Here is a 16579-nt window from a genome sequence, read left to right as displayed (position 1 = left end):
CGCGTTTTTAGCGGTATCGCCGCCAAACGCGCTCATTTACCTCATAAAGTTTGCCTTCCTGTTTAATCCATCCTTCGGCCTCGAGTCGATTTAAAAGCCGCGACAACGTTTCGGGCGTCGCTCCTACGGCCGCGGCCAAATCCTTTTTGCTCATCGTCAAATCATAACGCTTCTGCTCGCCGAATTGATCTTTGAGAAAAAGAAAAAATCGATCTTCGACGTCGTAAGCGGATAGAAATTGTATCTGCTGCGCAAGCCAGCGCTGTTTCCGCATCAGCATGGCGATAAAGTCATTGCGAAAATCCTCACGCTCCAGCAGACAAAGAAATTGATGCTTGGGCAAAAGAAAAACACGTCCGGCTGTAAGCATCTCCGCCGTCACAGGGTAGCGGTCGGTTTCGAATAGAATCACCTCTCCAAACAGTTCGCCGGGACGAATGACCTTGATGACCGATGGTCTGCCGTCATCGGTAGTCTTGTATAACTGAACCGCGCCGCTGAGCAGGCCATAGATCGAGTAGCCTTTCTGCCCCTCGTTAAAAAGAATCTCACGCTTTTTACAGGTTTTTAAAAGGCAAATTTCGGCAACAGCGTGTGAACTTGCAGGTGAAAGACCTTTAAAGTATCCGAGCCGTTCGAACCATGCCTCTAAACTTTGACGGGAGCAGCTCATGATTTCGACCGCATTTTTCCGATTTTCTTGACAAACATCAACAATTAGCACGACCGCAACGGCTATTTTTTAGAAAATAAGGAGAAGATGCAAAAATGAAAAGACAAATCATCGAAATCGACGAATCCAAATGCACCGGTTGCGGCCTGTGTATACCGGCATGTCCTGAAGGCGCCATAGAGATCATTGGCGGCAAGGCACGACTGCGGGAAGACCGCTTGTGCGACGGCCTCGGCGCTTGTCTCGGCCATTGTCCGGAACGCGCCATACGCATTACGGAACGCGAGGCAATGCCGTTTGACAAAGCCGCAGTGGAGCAGAATACCCTCGACCATGATGAGAATACCGAGGCGGAGCACCTCAACCATTTATTGGATCACGGTCGAACTGACCGTTACGATGAAGCGTATCGTTTCCTGAAAAAGCCGGAAAGCGCTGAGCCGGCAGGCAAACCGCATCAGGGCTGCCCAGGCAGCCGCAGTTTTTATTTCGAAAAGTCCGACATGCAGAAAGAAGCTGATCAGCCTTCTGCCCTCACCCATTGGCCGATCCAACTGCATTTGATCGCGCCTTCAGCGCCGCATTATCGCAACAAAGGCGTCCTGCTTGCGGCCGACTGCACGGCTTTTACCGCCGGAGATTTTCACCCTCGCTGGTTGGCAGGCAGATCTTTGGCAATCGCCTGCCCCAAATTAGACGAAGGGCAGGAAATTTATGTGGAAAAAATCAAGGCTCTCATTGATGAAGCCCAAATCGAAAGCCTGATGGTGTTGATGATGCAGGTACCCTGCTGCAGCGGCCTGTTGCGTCTGGCGCGCTTTGCCGCGTCACAATGTCGGCGCAAGATTCCAATTCGGGCCGTGACCATCGATTTCAGCGGCCATGTTCTGCAGGAGCAGAGTTATTAAAGCCTGCCGCCGTCTTGCCAATAGACCTGTATTACGTTTCCGAGACTAAGTATTCGATGATTCATCAACCTTATTCTCCCCGAGGTGATTGGGTTGTGAAAAATTGTTTGGATTCTATAGACATTTTTCTTATACTCATTTTCGGGATAGAGAGGGAAAGGGCGGGCGTAAAATCACTCGAATTTTCCATGAATCTCGAACGACATTTTTGCATCAAAGTGACAATCACCAATAAAAAGGGAGTCTTTCACCATGATTTCAGAAAAAATGAGCAAAGCGCTGAACGAGCAAATTAACAAAGAGCTCTATTCGGCTTATTACTATCTTTCGATGGCGACATTTTTAGATCATCAAAATCTCGAAGGCATGGCCAATTTTTTAAAGCATCAAGCGCAGGAAGAGGTAGGCCATGCCATGAAAATTTACTCTTATTTGAATGAGCAAGGCGCGCGGGTGACATTGGAAGCCATTGCCAAGCCGCGCACCGATTTTTCCAGCGCCCAACAGATTTTTGAGCTGGGATTGGAACACGAAAAAACCGTCACCAAGAGCATTCACGATCTGATGACGTTGGCGTTGCAGGAAAACGACTATGCCTCCAAGGCGTTTCTCGATTGGTTCGTTTCGGAGCAGGTCGAGGAAGAAGCGACTTTTGACGGCATCGTCAGCAAATTCAAGTTGAGCGGCGGCCAGGGCCAGGCTCTGCTGATGCTCGATGCCCAGCTCGGCCAACGATCGTGATGAATTCGCTTGGTGCCAAACTTTTACGAGCCTTTTATCTTTCGCTATTGACGGACGACAGACAAAAATCGCTCATGCCGGAAGAGAACAGAATGCCGGATGAGACTTCTGTATCCCTGCAGGATGCGGAAAAGCTGCAAGAGTTCGAAGCCATTGCGTTTCAGTACATGGATTCACTCTACAGCACCGCTTTGCGGTACACCCGCAACACGCAGGAAGCGGAGGATTTGGTACAGGATACCTACTTCCGCGCCTATCGCTTTTTCGACAAGTTTCAAAAGGGCACCAACTTTAAGGCGTGGATTTTTAAAATCCTGACCAACACCTTTATCAACAAGTACCGCAAAAAAGTGCGTACCCCGCAGCAGGTACAATTGGACAAAGTAGCTTACGGCCTGGAAATCGAGGAAGAAGGCGAAGAGCAGCTTGAATGGAACGGTTTTGATGAAAGCAAATACAAGGAGCTGTTTGACGACGAGATTACGGCTGCCCTCTCGCAGCTCTCGGATGATTTCCGCATGGTCGTACTGCTGGCGGATGTAGAAGGGTTTTCGTACAAGGAAATAGCCCAGATCATCGGTCGGCCGAGCGGTACGGTCATGAGCAGGCTTTTCCGCGGCCGTCGAATGCTGCAGCGCATTCTCGAAAAATATGCGCGCCGAGAAGGTTACATCAGGCGCAAAAAGGAATAAATCAAAAAGCCCCGCTGCATTTGAGCGGGGCTTTTTGATTTTCATACGGCAATAGCTGCATCTAATTCGAATAGAAGATCATCGCGGCAGACATCGGCCACAATATAAACCGCCGGCAGGTCGGCAACGCCGAATTCGCGCGCGATTTTGGGGAAATACCTGAAATCCTGGGGACACTTGAAGAAAACCGTTGCCTCATGAACGTCGTGTAAAGATGCGCCCTCGTGTCGAATCAACGCTTCGACGACGGAAAATGTTTTGCGAATTTGCGCTTCGACGTCGCCGATAAACACCGTCTTGCCGTGCTCGTCGATCGATGCGGTTCCGGAAAGCAGTATGTGCTTTACGTCCGGCTCGCGCAGCGTCATGGCGCGCGAAAAGGCGGAGCCGTAACGGTAGGGGGACTTTTGCTGTACGCCGGTGGTGTGGCTGATCTGCAGACCGGCGCCGCCCGGCCGAACGGCAAAGGCATCCATAGCTCCTGCCGCTCCGGCCGGATTTTCGCCCAGGATACCCGTGCTGGCAGGCAAATAGATACGCTCCGCTTCGGTGTTCTCTTTTTCCGATAGCCCTAAAAGCCCATATTCTGTAAAGCGCGCATTGCGGGCGCGATTGAATTCACCGTACCATTCGAGAATCTTGGAAAGATAGATCCAGGTACGCAGAACGTTCTTGAAACTCAACCCTTCGCTCTGCAGCACGGCCTGCGCCTGATCGAACATGTCGCAGGCTTGATGGTAACGGTCGGCGATTTGCGGATTGCCGTAGATGTTTTGCAGCATCAAAAACTCCGCTCCGGATCGGCGCCACTTGCGGCCGACGGCGCGACCGTCGTAGCGAATCACCCAAATGCCGTCGTCCGGCCGCTCGGGACGAAAAGCACGAATCTGCACGCCGGCCAAGCCCGAGTCGATCACCGGCTTGCCTTGGATGTAAGTAAAGGGAAGGCTTTCCCCAAAACGGGCAAACGCGCGGTTGCGCGCCTCGATAATTTGCTCGTAACTGGACAAATCGCCAAAGATGCGTTCGTGCACAATCTGCAGGCGATACTTTTCCAATACCGAGTATATTGTCTGATAAATGCCGGCGGCAATTTCGGCAGTTCGATGGGGTAAAGTTACCGAAGCGGTAATATACGCTTGATTTCCGCCGATAATCGTGATGTAAACTTTAAAGCCGTTCCCCTGCTCCTCATAGCGTTCAGTCATTCATTCAGCTCCTGCATCCGTTGACGGCGTTTGGGTTATTTTCTCTTTTTGGCTTGGTTGTACATCGCTTCCGGATCGCTGCCCTTGCTTTGTCTTCGAGCGTCGACACGGGGATCGAGCGTCGCTTGAATCAGTTCCTTGCCGTAAGCGACACGGCGCAGATCGTGCAGCCGCTGCTGCACCTCGCCCTTGGCTAACTCCGGAACATTGTAATTGATGATGAAATGCTTATAAAAATCGGGATCACGCTGCGGCAGAACGAACGGTTTGGAGATATTGCCTGCGGCATCGATGTGTGCAAAATAGGGCTTGCCCAACAGTGTATCGTACCGCTTGCTGGTAAAGACGAACCAACGGCTGTTGCTCGACCAGCTGTGAAAGCTGTCCGTCTCATCGCTGTTGATCGGCAGCGGATAGATCCGGCCGGTAGCCTCTTCGTACAGATATAGATCGCTTTGCCGATGATAAATGGGAAAGCTGCCGTAATCGGACAAGCAGAACATCACATATTTGCCATCCGGCGAAGGCCTGGGGATGATGACGCTCTTGCCCATCTTTTCCGCATCGATGACGGTTTCGAGCTCACCCCACTCATCACGGTCCGCATCGTACGCAACGCGCATCAAATTATAGCGAATTTCGTTCCACCTCAGGTCGCCGGTTTCATCGAGGTAGGATTCAAAGGCGCGCGCCGAGCAGAAATAGAGCTTTTTACCGTCTGCGGACCAGGCGGGAAAAGTCTCCATGCGGTATTCGTCGGCAATTTGCGGCGCGGCGGAGATCATGTTTTTGTCGATATGATAAACCACGAGATCAGAGTTTCGATCGAGGACGTCGCGCGGATCGCCGACAGCATGATAGAACATAGTCAAATCGTTGACCGAAAAAGCAATCGTTCTGCCGTTAGGATGCCAAGAAGGGTAGGCGCCGCCTTTGTTGAACGACGTTTTGAGGCTGACTTTACGCCAGCGATTATCGGTAAAGATATACGTGCCGCCCGCCGTGCCGGTACGCATGTGAAAGACCATCTTGTGCGGATCATTTGCGCAAAAATTGTGGCAGTTCATACAGTTGCCGTCGGTTATGCGGTTGATCAGGATGGGCTTCTCCTCGAACGTTTCGAGATTCCGCTGATAGAGGCCCATTTTGTTCCAGTATTTGTAAGCGGGATTGATCAACCGATAGACCAGATAGGCGTCGATCGGCTCCTCGGCCACGCGGTTGCGAATCGGCTGATAGCTCTTCCAGCGGCCGTTTTCGCGTACGAAAACCTCGAAAATCAACTCCTTTCCGCGATTTGCGGCCAACATCCGCTTCCATTTCTTTAGCGGAAACAGGATCCTGCCGTCACGGGAGGTGACGCGCAGCTCTTCGCCGCTTGGTGCGCGGACGATGACCGCCGCCGCATCGCCCGCTTCCTTGACGCGGAAATTCAGCGGCGCCATGTTCGGCGGGATGAGGATATCGGCATAATCGGGATCGATGCGCGCCGGACGATCGACCGCAATTCCGCCTTTCGCCGAAAAAGCGGCCGTACGGCAGGAAGAGAACGCGGCCGTGATCGATACGGCAGCGATGACGATATATTTACAATGTCTTTTCATTGCTTTCTCCCCGTCTTAGGATTCTTTTTCCAATGGATGAAAGACGAGGTAGTACCAGTAAGTGTGCCCGAATTGCTTTTCGAACTCTGCCTGAGCGGCTTTAAGGTTGCCCGCATGCTGACGTGCCAGAGACTGAAATTTTCCGAACTCGTTAAATACCTCGCGATCGGGTCTAAAGGTCTGCAGCTGCGGCGGCAAATCCCGCACCTGCGACGCGTAGAAAATCAGCGCTTCCTGATAATGACGCGGCATTTGCCGCGTCAAGAGGTTGCGGGAGATGACCTCATCGACAAAAGCCTTGAGCTTTTTTGACAAAAGTAAATCGGCAAGCATGTAATCCAAAGCGGTCCGATTCCGCGGATTCTGCCGCAGAAGGTGAGGAAAATCCCGTTCCGGATAGAGAACAAGGGTGATAAAGTCCTGGCTGACCCTATTGGAAACGGCTGCGGCCAATTCGCGATCGCTCAAGAGACTCTTTTCCCCTTGCCAATACGGCCGATAGCGTTTCGCCCAGCCGCGATGAAAAAGCGATTTTTCCAACCTGCGAAAATAGAGTTCCGCCGCCGAGTTTTGGCCGAGAATCAAATAGCAAAGCGCAAGGCGTTGAGTGTTCCAGATAGTTTCGCCGCGGACCGAAGCGGCTTCGTGCGCCCATTGACGTGCGGCGTTGTAATGACCGAGGTCGAAATAGACATCGCTGCGGATCAAAAGCGTCGATACATCCTGGTCATGAAGCACGAACAATCCCTCGCGGCCGAACGGTTGACGGTAGTAGAACATGCGATCGCCCAAACGACCCAGCTGCGCCAACGCCCGATTGATCTCCAACATGATCTGCTGGTTCTTGAGGTACGGCTTTTCGCACAGTTTTAATATTTTTTCCCATTGGCCCATGCGGCTGAAATAAGAAAACTGCCAAAACTGCCGATCATCGGGGCGAAAAGCGGCAAATGCAGTGGCGCTGAGCGCCGCAAGGAAAATTAAAAGCTGTATAATTTGCGAAAACGGCTTGATAAAGATTTTCTTGTCCCAAACGCGTTTTCCGGCTACGGCGACAAAAAGGGCGATCGCCCAGGTTATATAAAGCAGGTAGGGAACAGCGTGCTCTTCATCATATTGAAGCAACGGAAATGTGAAAGCAAAATGGGGAGAAATTGTGAACAGCCGTGTGCCGGCAGCAAGCGGGAGCAGAAAGCATAACACGGCAAGGCTCAAGATCGGCCAAACGTTTTTGCGCGTGACTTCAAAGACGGCGGTTGCCAAAGCGTAAAGATAGAGAGCGGTTCCGGCCGCATAGTAAAGAACCGTTCCGACAAGGAGGGAGAAGAGGAATCGCCCGAGGTTCGTTTTGATCCTGGTGTGAGCAGCTGCTGCGGCCATTGCAATCATCACGGCAGCCGGAACAAGCGGCGGAAAGGCATAATTGCTGAAAAGCATCAGCAGAGGAATGAGCACCAATGAAGCAAGAAACCGCGGTGTTGCCGGAACGATCGCGCGGAGATAAACGCCGAACAGCGCTGCCGTGACAGTGAGAAGGAGCGAAAGCGACAAAGCGCCGAGCAGCGGCTGGTAGCAAAGACTGCCGAGAAACGCTGAAAAACCGTCAAGGAAGCCGCCGGGATAAGCAAAATAGTTCTTTAAAAAATATCGATCCAGATAAAAGACCGGTTCTTGGGCGGTAAAATAGAGTTCCGGCCGAATGATCTGCCAAAAATAGAAAAAGAGGAAAATCAGCAACGATGCATACCAAACGATTGTCCACACGGCTTCCCGTTTGACCCTCTCGGGAGGCTTTTCGGTCGTCCTTTCGCTGTTTTGAGGTCGCCGATTCATGTGCTCGCTCTCGTTGCTTTAATCAATGCCCGCAAAAAGCAATAGAATTTAAAAGAATATCTCGAAATCACAAGCTTATTGCGTCGGCTGCCAGGGCCAAGGTGTGGTTTCAGGCTCGGCGGATCGCTCGGTAGACTTTATACCGGACTTGGCCTTGGCCTTTTCCGCCTTGCGGTAAGCGGCCTGGGTCAGCTTTTGCGGCCGATAGGGGACGCGCTTTTTAACCAATTCTGGTACATTATAGGTTTTGATAAAATTCAAATAGAATTCGGGATCCTTTTGCGGCATGATAAAAGGCTTGCTGACGCCGCCTTTTTCATCGACATGAACGAAATAAGGCCTTGCAGTGACCAAATTATGCCGCTTGCTGCTGAACACAAACCAACGGCTGTTGCTCGACCAGGAATGGTAACTGTCGACCTGATCCGAATTGACCGGCAGCAATCCCCATTCGCCTGATTTCAGGTCCATCATATAGAGATCACTGTCGCGTTTGTAAATGGTAAAATTGCCGTAGCCGCTGGCGCTGAAAAGCAGAAAACGTCCGTCCGGAGAAACCGACGGATGCGTAATACTTTTCCCGAATTTTTTAGCATCGATCACCGTTTCCACTGTCCCCCACGCTTCCTGATCCGGATCGAAAGAGATGCGCTTCAGACTGTAGAGGATCTTGTCGTAAGGCAGATTGAGTTCATCGGAAAAGTCTGCCTGTGGAGCGGAGCAAAAGTAGAGCGTGCGCCCGTCAGGCGTCCACATGGGGTAGGTCTCCATTTCATTCGGATCGGCGATCTGCGGGCAAGTGCTGACGATATTGGTCGCGATGTCGTAAAGAATTAGATCCGAGGCGGAATCGTACACATCGCGATTTTCTCCAACGGCATGGAAAAACTGCGCCACTTTATTGACGCTGAAGGCGATATAGCGGCCGTTCGGATGCCAGCAGCGATAAGCCCCCGGCGACGAATTGAGCTCGGTGCGCGTGTCGATGGTTTGGTACTGACCGTCGACAGCCAAAATGAGCGCCGTGCCGGGGCCCCCGCGCAGATGAAACATGAATTTGTTCGGGTCGCCGGCGCAAAAAGAGTGGCAATTGAGACAAGCATTTTTGACCGTTCGATTGGTCATGATCAGCTTTTCGTCAAAATTGGTGAGATTACGCTGATAAATGCCCATCTCAGACCATAGATGGTATGCCGGATCGATGATGCGGTAGACCAAACCTTCATCGATCGGCTCTTCGGCTATTCTCCACTCTGTCGGGGAATATGCAAACCATTTGCCGTCACGCCGGATAAACAATTCCACTTTTACTGCGGCGCCGCGATTTTTTCTCAGAAAACGACGCCATTTTCCGAGAGAAAATTGCATTTTTCCGCTGCGCGAAGAGACAGTCCACTTGCTCCTTCCGCCGATCAGCCGCACTCGATACCGCTCTCCTTTTTCCTGGAACATGAAATTGAGCGGTGCGATATTGGGCGGAATGACGATATCGGTATAATCAGGGAAAATGACGGCTGCACGATTGAGCGGTAAAGCACTGACGTCAGAACCCGAAAGCGTCGACAAGGACGCCCAAATTGTTGCCGCCCGTTCGAAGGCGAGAGTAATGTCTGCAAACTCGGCACGCGATGCCAAAAGCGCCCCCAGCAGCAAAATCGCCGGTCCGTTCATGACAACTCCTCCGACGACGGTTTTTCCTGTTCCTCGATGAGTTTTCGCAATACGTACATCTGGTAATACCAGAAGGTGTTGCCGTATTTACTCTTCAGTTCGGGCATGGCCGCCTCCCTGTCTCCGCGGTGGGAAGCCAAAATCTGCATATAATCGGAGAAGCGCCGAAGCGTGTCACGGCTGAAACGGTAACCGGCCGATTCCGGCTTGGGATTGTGGGTCATGAGATTGTAAAGCACGGCAGCTTCCTCTATGTGCCGCGGAAGACGCTGAAAACGGAACGAAGGGAACTTTTCTATGCACGACATCAGCGCTTTAAGGTTGCCGGAAAGCAGATAATAGGCACAGAGGTATTCGAAAACCATGCGGTTTTCCGGATTATTCTGGTGCATCAGCTCCAGATTGACGCGTACCCGATAGGTGAACTGCGGAAAATCTTTGCGGAACATGACGCGGCGAACGCCTTCGAGATAGGAATCCGGCAATGTGGGCGTGTTGCTTTCCAGAACAGCTCGTAGGCGCGAACTTTCACCCTTGTAAAAGAGCGTTTTGCTCAGTCGACGGAGACACATATCGGCAAAGGCTTTATTGCCTTTGACGAGGTTGATTTGCGCCATGCGTAGGAGGACTTCCGGCGCTTGTCCGAAATGCACCAAGGCTTCATGGGTCCAATGTTCCGCCTCGTTCAAGTGGCCGAAATCCATCAATAGATCGGCATATTCCAAACGCGCGGTCATGGCAAAATCTTTATCCATCATCAGGCTTTTAAGCGCCCTCTCCTGTCGTGAGACGGAAAACAGCTCATCCAACAAGATTCCCTGGTGATAGAGAGCGCGATAAATTTGAAACAGATTAAGCCGGTGCGTGATCGGCCGCTTTTCGACATATTTCAGCAGGTTCCGCCACTGGCGATTGGCCGCGTCCTTGTCCACCTGCTGAATATCGAAATGGAACTGACTGAACGAAAAAACCGCGGCGGCTGTTGCCAGCCCCCAGACGACGACGGCCTGGACAAAGCGCAAAATTTTCGATCGCTCGATCGGCGACACCAGCTCTTTGGGGATAAAAATCGCGACGACAACCAAAAACGGCAGAAAAGCATAGAGGAGATAGGGGGCAAAAGCCAATTTATAGGAATGATGAAACGGCAGCAGGTGCAGAAAGGCGAAATTGGGATTTTGGAGAAAGATATAGCGGTCCGCCCAGGCAATCCAAAAGATGGCGACGGGCAGGAGGCTCAGGCTGAGTAAATTGCGCCGATGCAGCGTTTCGTAGAGGGTCACCCACAGGGCGAAAAACAGCAGCGCGGCGGAAGCAACCAGATAGAGGAAAACGGCGATCCACAGCGCCGCAAAAGTCCGAGCCGGCGTGGATTTCTTCTGCAGGTAGAGATAGCCGTCAAGGGCCGACAGAGAGGTTAAAAATGCAAAAGTTTCTTCAAGAGGGTGGTTGTAAAGACTGGTGAGGACTATGATGCAGCAGGCCGGCACGGCATAAAAAATCGGCGCGGCAAAGACAGGCGTGCTTTTGAGAATCACACGGCGCGTCATCCAAAGTACGGCGGTCGTCACGGCGGCCAGAAAGAGCGCGCCCCACAAGCGATAGAGAAACGTTTCGGTAAAGAAAGCCGCCAGGTACTCGAGCAGGCCGCCGGGGCGATTTATGATCATTTTGGCGAACCGCCATTCGAGAAAAAATTCCGGCTTTTGCCATTGACGAATGAATTCGGGGTTGAGTCGCCAATAGAAAAAGGCGGTTACGGCAAAGAATCCGAGCAGGAGCAGAGCGTCCCGCAGCCGACTTTGGATTACCTCCGGTCGTTCTGATTTCTTACTCATTGCTAACCCGCCAAAAGGTTGCACCCCTCAAATTCCGCTGATGATCTTTTATTCCAACAGCTGGACGGCTCTGAGGCGATTCAGCGCTCGCGCCAGCGCCGCTTTCGCACGGACTTGATCAATGTTCTCTTGCCGGGATTTGAGTCTCTCCAGCGCCCGATCGCGCGCCCGTTTCGCCCTCTCAACATCCAGCGTCTCGATATCTTCCGCCGAATCGGTAACAATTTTCATGACGTTGTTTGTGATATATGCCGCTCCGCCGGAAATTGTATAGTACTTGTCGCCGCCGATCGCCTCCACCTTGAGCAAACCGATTTCGAGCGCAAAAATCGCCGGTGCATGGTTGATCAGCACGCCGAACAGCCCCCCCTTCCCCGGTGCGATCACCTGTACCGCCTGGTGTTTAATCGCCGGGTGATCCGGCGTAATGATCTCGACTTGAAAATATCTTTTTTTCAGTCTTGCCATGAAAAAAGCCGATTCTTTACCAACGGCATGTTCCGTGCTGCATCCGAATGCGGCAACGCCTTACCGTCGCATCCGTTTTGCTTTTTCAACCGCTTCTTCGATGGTGCCGACCATCCAAAAAGCCTGCTCCGGTAGATCGTCGTGTTTGCCCTCGAGTATTTCCTTAAAGCCGCGGATCGTATCTTCCAATTTGACATAGCGGCCTTCAAAGCCGGTAAATTGTTGCGCGACGGAAAAGGGCTGCGATAAAAAGCGTTGGATTCGGCGCGCCCGGCTGACCACCAGTTTGTCTTCAGCGGAAAGCTCTTCCATGCCCAGAATGGCGATAATATCCTGCAGCTCTTTGTATTTTTGCAGAATCTGCTGCACGGCACGGGCAACGGTATAGTGTTCCTCGCCGACGATGCGCGGGTCGAGTATGCGGGAGGTCGATTCGAGCGGGTCAACCGCCGGATAGATGCTTTGCTCCGCTAAACGCCGCGAGAGAACCGTAGTGGCGTCGAGATGGCCGAAAGTAGTCGCCGGCGCCGGATCGGTCAAGTCGTCGGCCGGCACATAGACAGCCTGAACCGAGGTAATGGAGCCTTTTTTGGTCGAGGTGATGCGTTCCTGCAGCTGCCCCATCTCGGTGGCCAGATTGGGCTGATAGCCGACGGCCGAGGGCATGCGTCCGAGGAGAGCAGAAACTTCGGATCCGGCCTGCGTAAAGCGAAATATATTGTCGATAAAGAACAAGACGTCCCGATTCTCGACGTCGCGAAAATACTCGGCAATGGTCAAAGCCGAAAGAGCGACGCGCAAGCGTGCTCCCGGAGGCTCGTTCATCTGGCCAAAGACCATGGCCACTTTAGAGTTGGATAAATTGGTCATGTCGATCACGCCGCTTTCCTGGAACTCGCGGTACAGCTCGTTGCCTTCGCGCGTACGTTCGCCGACGCCGCCGAAAACCGAAAACCCGCCGCGATGGACGGCAATGTTGTTGATCAGCTCCTGGATGAGCACAGTTTTTCCCACGCCGGCGCCGCCGAAAAGGCCTGTCTTCCCGCCTTTGGCATACGGTTCGAGCAGATCGATGACCTTGATACCCGTCTCCAGGATTTCGGTGCGGGTTTCGAGCTCTTCGAGCTTGGGCGCCGGGCGGTGGATAGGCCACCATTCCTTTGCTTTGATCTCACCCAGTTCATCGATCGGTTCACCGACGACATTAAGCATCCTGCCGAGCGTCTCGCGCCCCACCGGCACCGTGATCGACCGGCCGGTATCAAATACTTTTTCGCCGCGCTGAAGGCCGTCGGTTGAATCCATGGCGATGCAGCGAACCGTGTTTTCCCCTAAATCCTGAGCTGCTTCCAATACCAATCGACTGCCGTCGCTGCGCCGGATTTCCAAGGCATGCCGAATGTCCGGCAACTTGCCCGAATCAAACACGACATCCACAACCGGACCGATGATTTGCAATATTCTGCCGAAATTTTCCATTGATTTCTCCAACAGGACTATTGCCGCAGCGCTTCGGCGCTGCCGACAATTTCACTCAACTCTTTGGTAATCGCAGCTTGGCGAGCTTTGTTATAAAAGAGTACAAGCTCGCGGATCATTTCCTCCGCATTTTCCGTTGCCTGCTCCATGGCGGCCATACGCGCCGCCTGCTCGGCGGTAAACGACTCGAGCAGCATACGATACAGCAACGCCGCTACGGCTTTGGGTGCAAAGGTCTCCACCAGATCCGCAGGCCGAGGTTCAAAAAGAAATCCGGAACCTGCCGGTGGTCTCGGTAGAGGCAAAGGCAGTAACGGTCGCACCACGACTCCCTGCTGCGAAAGGGAGTGAAATTCGTGATAGATCACCCAAATTTGGTCAACCTCCCGGGTCAAAAAGAGGTGCATGAGGGAGCCGGCTATTTGACCGGCAAGTTTGCAGTTCAGATGATTGAAAAAGTCATTATGCGACTTTAACGAGGGAACCTGCAATCTTGAAAAATGCTCATAGCCTTTACGCCCGATCGTCACCAACAGAGGTTGGCGATCTTTGTATTTTTCCAGTTCCTCTTCAGCGGTGTGAATGAGATTGGCGTTAAAGCTGCCGCACAGGCCGCGGTCGCCGGTGATCAACACATAGCAAATGCGCTCCCGTCGACGCTTTAGCAGCAGCGGATGATCCCGTTTCGATCCTGCTGCAATAGACGTAACGGTCAGAAGCTCTTCCGCATAGTCGCGGCCGGCGGCCAACTGCAACTGCACACGCCGCATCTTGGCGCCCGCAACCATTTTCATGGCGCGCGTAATTTTCTGCGTGCTTTTCAAGCTGCTAATGCGCTGACGTATGTCGCGAAGCGTTGCCATGGTTAATGATTAAGCCAACCCTTCCGCAAAACGTTCGCAGATCTTTTTCAGCCGTGCCTGCAGATCGTCGTCCAAAACCTTTTTGGAGCGCAACTCTTCCAGAATCTCAGGATGAGTTCCCTGCAGGTAATCGAGAAACATGCGTTCGACTTTGGACACGCGCTCCACCGGCACACCGTCGAGAAAGCCCTGGGTGCCTAGAAAGATGACCGCCACCTGCTTTTCTACCGCCATGGGGGCAAACTGGGGTTGCTTCAGCAGCTCGACCAGGCGACGACCGCGATCGATCTGCTGCTGCGTTGTTTTGTCCAAATCCGAGCCGAACTTGGCAAACGCTTCGAGCTCACGGTACTGCGCCAGCTCGAGCCGCAGGCTTCCCGCCACCTTTTTCATCGCTTGGATTTGCGCGTGACCGCCGACGCGCGAAACGGAAAGTCCGGCGTTAATGGCCGGTCGAATGCCGGCAAAAAAGAGATCGGGTTCGAGATAGATCTGACCGTCGGTGATCGAGATGACGTTGGTCGGAATATAGGCGGAAAAATCGCCTGCCTGCGTTTCGATGATCGGCAGCGCGGTCAAAGAACCGCCGCCCAGCTCGTCCGAAAGTTTGGCGGATCTTTCGAGCAAACGGGAATGGAGATAAAAAACATCGCCCGGATAAGCCTCGCGGCCAGGCGGTCGACGCAAAAGCAATGACAGCTGTCGATAAGCCCAGGCGTGCTTGGAGAGATCGTCGTAGGCGATCAGAGCATGCATGCCGCGGTCGCGGAAATACTCGCCCATGGCCGTGCCGGCATAAGGAGCAATGTATTGAACGGCCGCAGGAGAATCGGCGGGAGCCGCAACGATGATCGTTTTGTGCAAAGCCCCGTGCTCTTCCAAGGCGGCAGCAAACTGCATGATCGTCGAGGCTTTTTGGCCGATGGCCACATAAATGCAGTAAACGTCGCTGTCGCGCTGATTGATAAAAGTATCGATCACCAATGCCGTCTTGCCGGTTTGTCGATCTCCGATGATCAGTTCGCGTTGGCCGCGGCCGATCGGCACCATGGCATCGATGGCCTTGATGCCGGTCTGGAGCGGCTCCTTGACCGGCTGACGCTGCACCACACCGACCGCCTTGCGCTCCACCGGCAGCGCCGCTTTGGCGGCAATCGGCCCCTTGCCGTCGAGCGGTCGCCCCAACGGATCGACGATGCGGCCGAGCAGTTCCTCTCCTACCGGAACCTCGATCACTCGACCGGTACGTTTAACGACGTCGCCTTCCTTGATCTGATCGTCGGCGCCGAATAAAATGCAGCCGACGCTGTCTTCTTCCAAGTTCAGCGCCAGGCCGTATACGTCGTGCGGAAACTGGACGAGCTCCATGGACATGACGCGATCGAGTCCGTAAACGCGCGCTATGCCGTCCCCAACCTGCAGAACATAGCCGATCTCTTCGGTTTCCGTTTCCAGGTCAAAAGCGGCGATCTTTTTCTTCAGAACGCTGGTGACTTCTTCCGGACTAATTTGCATATCTTTCCTGGCAGTTAAGGATCAAAACTTCCCTCCTTACGAGAGCAGGTTGGCATTAAGATGCCGCCTAAGTTGCTCCAACCGGCATCTCAAGCTAAGGTCAATTCTTCGGCCGTCGGCTTCGAGAATCAACCCGCCGAGCAGACCGGCATCGACGTGAACTTCCAAGAGTATTTCTTTATGCCACTTTTGCGCCAAAAGCTCCTTCAGCTTTTTCTGCTGCTCATCATTCAATTCAAATGCCGTCGTTACCTTGACCGACAGCTGGTTTTTCCATCGGCGAAAAAGCCGATCGAACTCGTATACCACCGCATCAAAAAGGTGTTGACGATTCTTTTCCATCAACAGCTGAAGAAAACGCATAAGGAGAGCCGAGGTTTTGCCGCGCAAAAGCTCCTGGATCAGTTCCTGCCGAGCGCCGCGATCCCCCTGCGGCGAATAGAAAATAGCACGTAAAAGGCCATGCTCACAAAGCAGACGGTGCCAATCATGCAGATCCTCATGGATCTGTTCGACAATCTGCTGCTCTACGGCGAGAGCGAAAATCGCCGCCGCATATCGTTTTGCGCCTGCAGTGCCTATCAATTCAGCTTACCTATTTCGGCGAGTGTTTCATCGATCAGGGATTCATGCGCGCGGCGATCCAGAGAAGTGCCGATCACTTTTTCGGTCAAGGCCAACGACAGCTCTACGGCGGTTTGACGAATGTCGCGCAGCGCCTGCTCGCGCATGGCTTGAATCTCCTGCTTGACGTGCTCCAGCTGCGCTGCAGCATCCTGCTGCGCTTTAGCCACGATTTCCTGCCGCAAATTCTCTGCGGCCGTATGCGCCGATTCGATGATCCCCATCGCTTCTTTTTGCGCCGCTTCGATGATGCGGCGGCGTTCCTCGGCGCTCCGCTCTGCCTGCACCTTTAACTGCTCCGCGATTTCGAGCGATTCGCGAATTTTCCGTTCCCGCTCATCAAGCAGTTGAAGGATCGGATTCCAGCCGTAGCGATAGAGAATAAAGAGAATAACAAAAAAGGTGACGGCCGTCCAAAAAATGGTGCCGACGTGAGGCGTTAAAAGTTCCATAACATTATCG

At 53.0% G+C, this 16579-nt stretch carries 15 protein-coding genes; 3 read left to right on the top strand and 12 right to left on the bottom strand.

The features are described 5' to 3' along the window. Nucleotides 1-7 precede the first annotated feature (7 nt). Nucleotides 8-673 carry a Crp/Fnr family transcriptional regulator gene (locus ONB24_06825; protein MDZ7315818.1) on the bottom strand — a complete coding sequence of 222 codons (666 nt, stop codon included), beginning with the start codon at nt 671-673 and terminating at the stop codon, nt 8-10. 95 nt (nt 674-768) lie between these two features. On the opposite strand from ONB24_06825, the gene ONB24_06820 reads away from it, so the two are divergent. From ONB24_06820 to ONB24_06810, 3 genes are all read left to right on the top strand, one after another. Next, a complete protein-coding gene (locus tag ONB24_06820; GenBank protein MDZ7315817.1) occupies nt 769-1581 on the top strand; it encodes a 4Fe-4S binding protein in 813 nt (270 codons plus the stop codon). Nucleotides 1582-1833: 252 nt separating this feature from the next. Beyond that, on the top strand, nt 1834-2322 hold the full coding sequence (locus tag ONB24_06815; protein ID MDZ7315816.1) for a ferritin: 489 nt from the start codon (nt 1834-1836) through the stop codon (nt 2320-2322). After that, nucleotides 2322-3014: a sigma-70 family RNA polymerase sigma factor gene (locus ONB24_06810; protein ID MDZ7315815.1), complete on the top strand. Its 693-nt coding sequence runs from the start codon at nt 2322-2324 to the stop codon at nt 3012-3014. Before ONB24_06815 ends, ONB24_06810 begins: the two co-directional genes overlap by 1 nt. Nucleotides 3015-3055: 41 nt before the next feature. On the opposite strand, the gene ONB24_06805 is transcribed toward ONB24_06810, so the two are convergent. The 11 genes from ONB24_06805 to atpF all read right to left on the bottom strand — a co-directional run bounded on the left by ONB24_06805 (nt 3056) and on the right by atpF (nt 16569). Then, on the bottom strand, nt 3056-4222 hold the full coding sequence (locus ONB24_06805; protein MDZ7315814.1) for a Rid family hydrolase: 1167 nt from the start codon (nt 4220-4222) through the stop codon (nt 3056-3058). A 35-nt stretch (nt 4223-4257) separates the two neighbouring features. Then, nucleotides 4258-5826, bottom strand: coding sequence for a hypothetical protein (locus ONB24_06800; GenBank protein ID MDZ7315813.1), 1569 nt, complete (start codon nt 5824-5826; stop codon nt 4258-4260). Nucleotides 5827-5841: 15 nt separating this feature from the next. Next, a complete protein-coding gene (locus ONB24_06795; GenBank protein MDZ7315812.1) occupies nt 5842-7659 on the bottom strand; it encodes a DUF6057 family protein in 1818 nt (605 codons plus the stop codon). Between the two features lie 75 nt (nt 7660-7734). Then, nucleotides 7735-9330 (bottom strand): hypothetical protein, encoded by a 1596-nt coding sequence (locus ONB24_06790; GenBank protein MDZ7315811.1) that lies wholly within the window; start codon nt 9328-9330, stop codon nt 7735-7737. After that, nucleotides 9327-11168 carry a DUF6057 family protein gene (locus ONB24_06785; protein ID MDZ7315810.1) on the bottom strand — a complete coding sequence of 614 codons (1842 nt, stop codon included), beginning with the start codon at nt 11166-11168 and terminating at the stop codon, nt 9327-9329. Before ONB24_06785 ends, ONB24_06790 begins: the two co-directional genes overlap by 4 nt. Before the next feature lie 48 nt (nt 11169-11216). Beyond that, the gene (gene atpC / locus ONB24_06780; protein MDZ7315809.1) at nt 11217-11636 is read right to left on the bottom strand and encodes an ATP synthase F1 subunit epsilon; all 420 of its coding nucleotides are present in this window, start codon (nt 11634-11636) and stop codon (nt 11217-11219) included. A 60-nt stretch (nt 11637-11696) separates the two neighbouring features. Beyond that, nucleotides 11697-13115, bottom strand: coding sequence for a F0F1 ATP synthase subunit beta (gene atpD / locus ONB24_06775; GenBank protein ID MDZ7315808.1), 1419 nt, complete (start codon nt 13113-13115; stop codon nt 11697-11699). Nucleotides 13116-13132: 17 nt separating this feature from the next. Next, nucleotides 13133-13978, bottom strand: a complete 846-nt coding sequence (gene atpG / locus ONB24_06770; GenBank protein ID MDZ7315807.1) for an ATP synthase F1 subunit gamma — start codon at nt 13976-13978, stop codon at nt 13133-13135. Between the two features lie 9 nt (nt 13979-13987). Beyond that, the gene (gene atpA, locus ONB24_06765) at nt 13988-15493 is read right to left on the bottom strand and encodes a F0F1 ATP synthase subunit alpha (protein MDZ7315806.1); all 1506 of its coding nucleotides are present in this window, start codon (nt 15491-15493) and stop codon (nt 13988-13990) included. Nucleotides 15494-15529: 36 nt separating this feature from the next. After that, a complete protein-coding gene (gene atpH, locus ONB24_06760; GenBank protein ID MDZ7315805.1) occupies nt 15530-16078 on the bottom strand; it encodes an ATP synthase F1 subunit delta in 549 nt (182 codons plus the stop codon). Continuing rightward, a complete protein-coding gene (gene atpF, locus ONB24_06755) occupies nt 16075-16569 on the bottom strand; it encodes a F0F1 ATP synthase subunit B (GenBank protein MDZ7315804.1) in 495 nt (164 codons plus the stop codon). Before atpF ends, atpH begins: the two co-directional genes overlap by 4 nt. Nucleotides 16570-16579: the final 10 nt, after the last annotated feature.

This window comes from candidate division KSB1 bacterium (genome assembly GCA_034505495.1).
Classification (GTDB): Bacteria; Zhuqueibacterota; Zhuqueibacteria; order Residuimicrobiales; family Krinioviventaceae; genus Fontimicrobium_A.
Note: the sequence above shows the minus strand (reverse complement) of the source record. Positions and strands in the feature narration are given on the sequence as shown.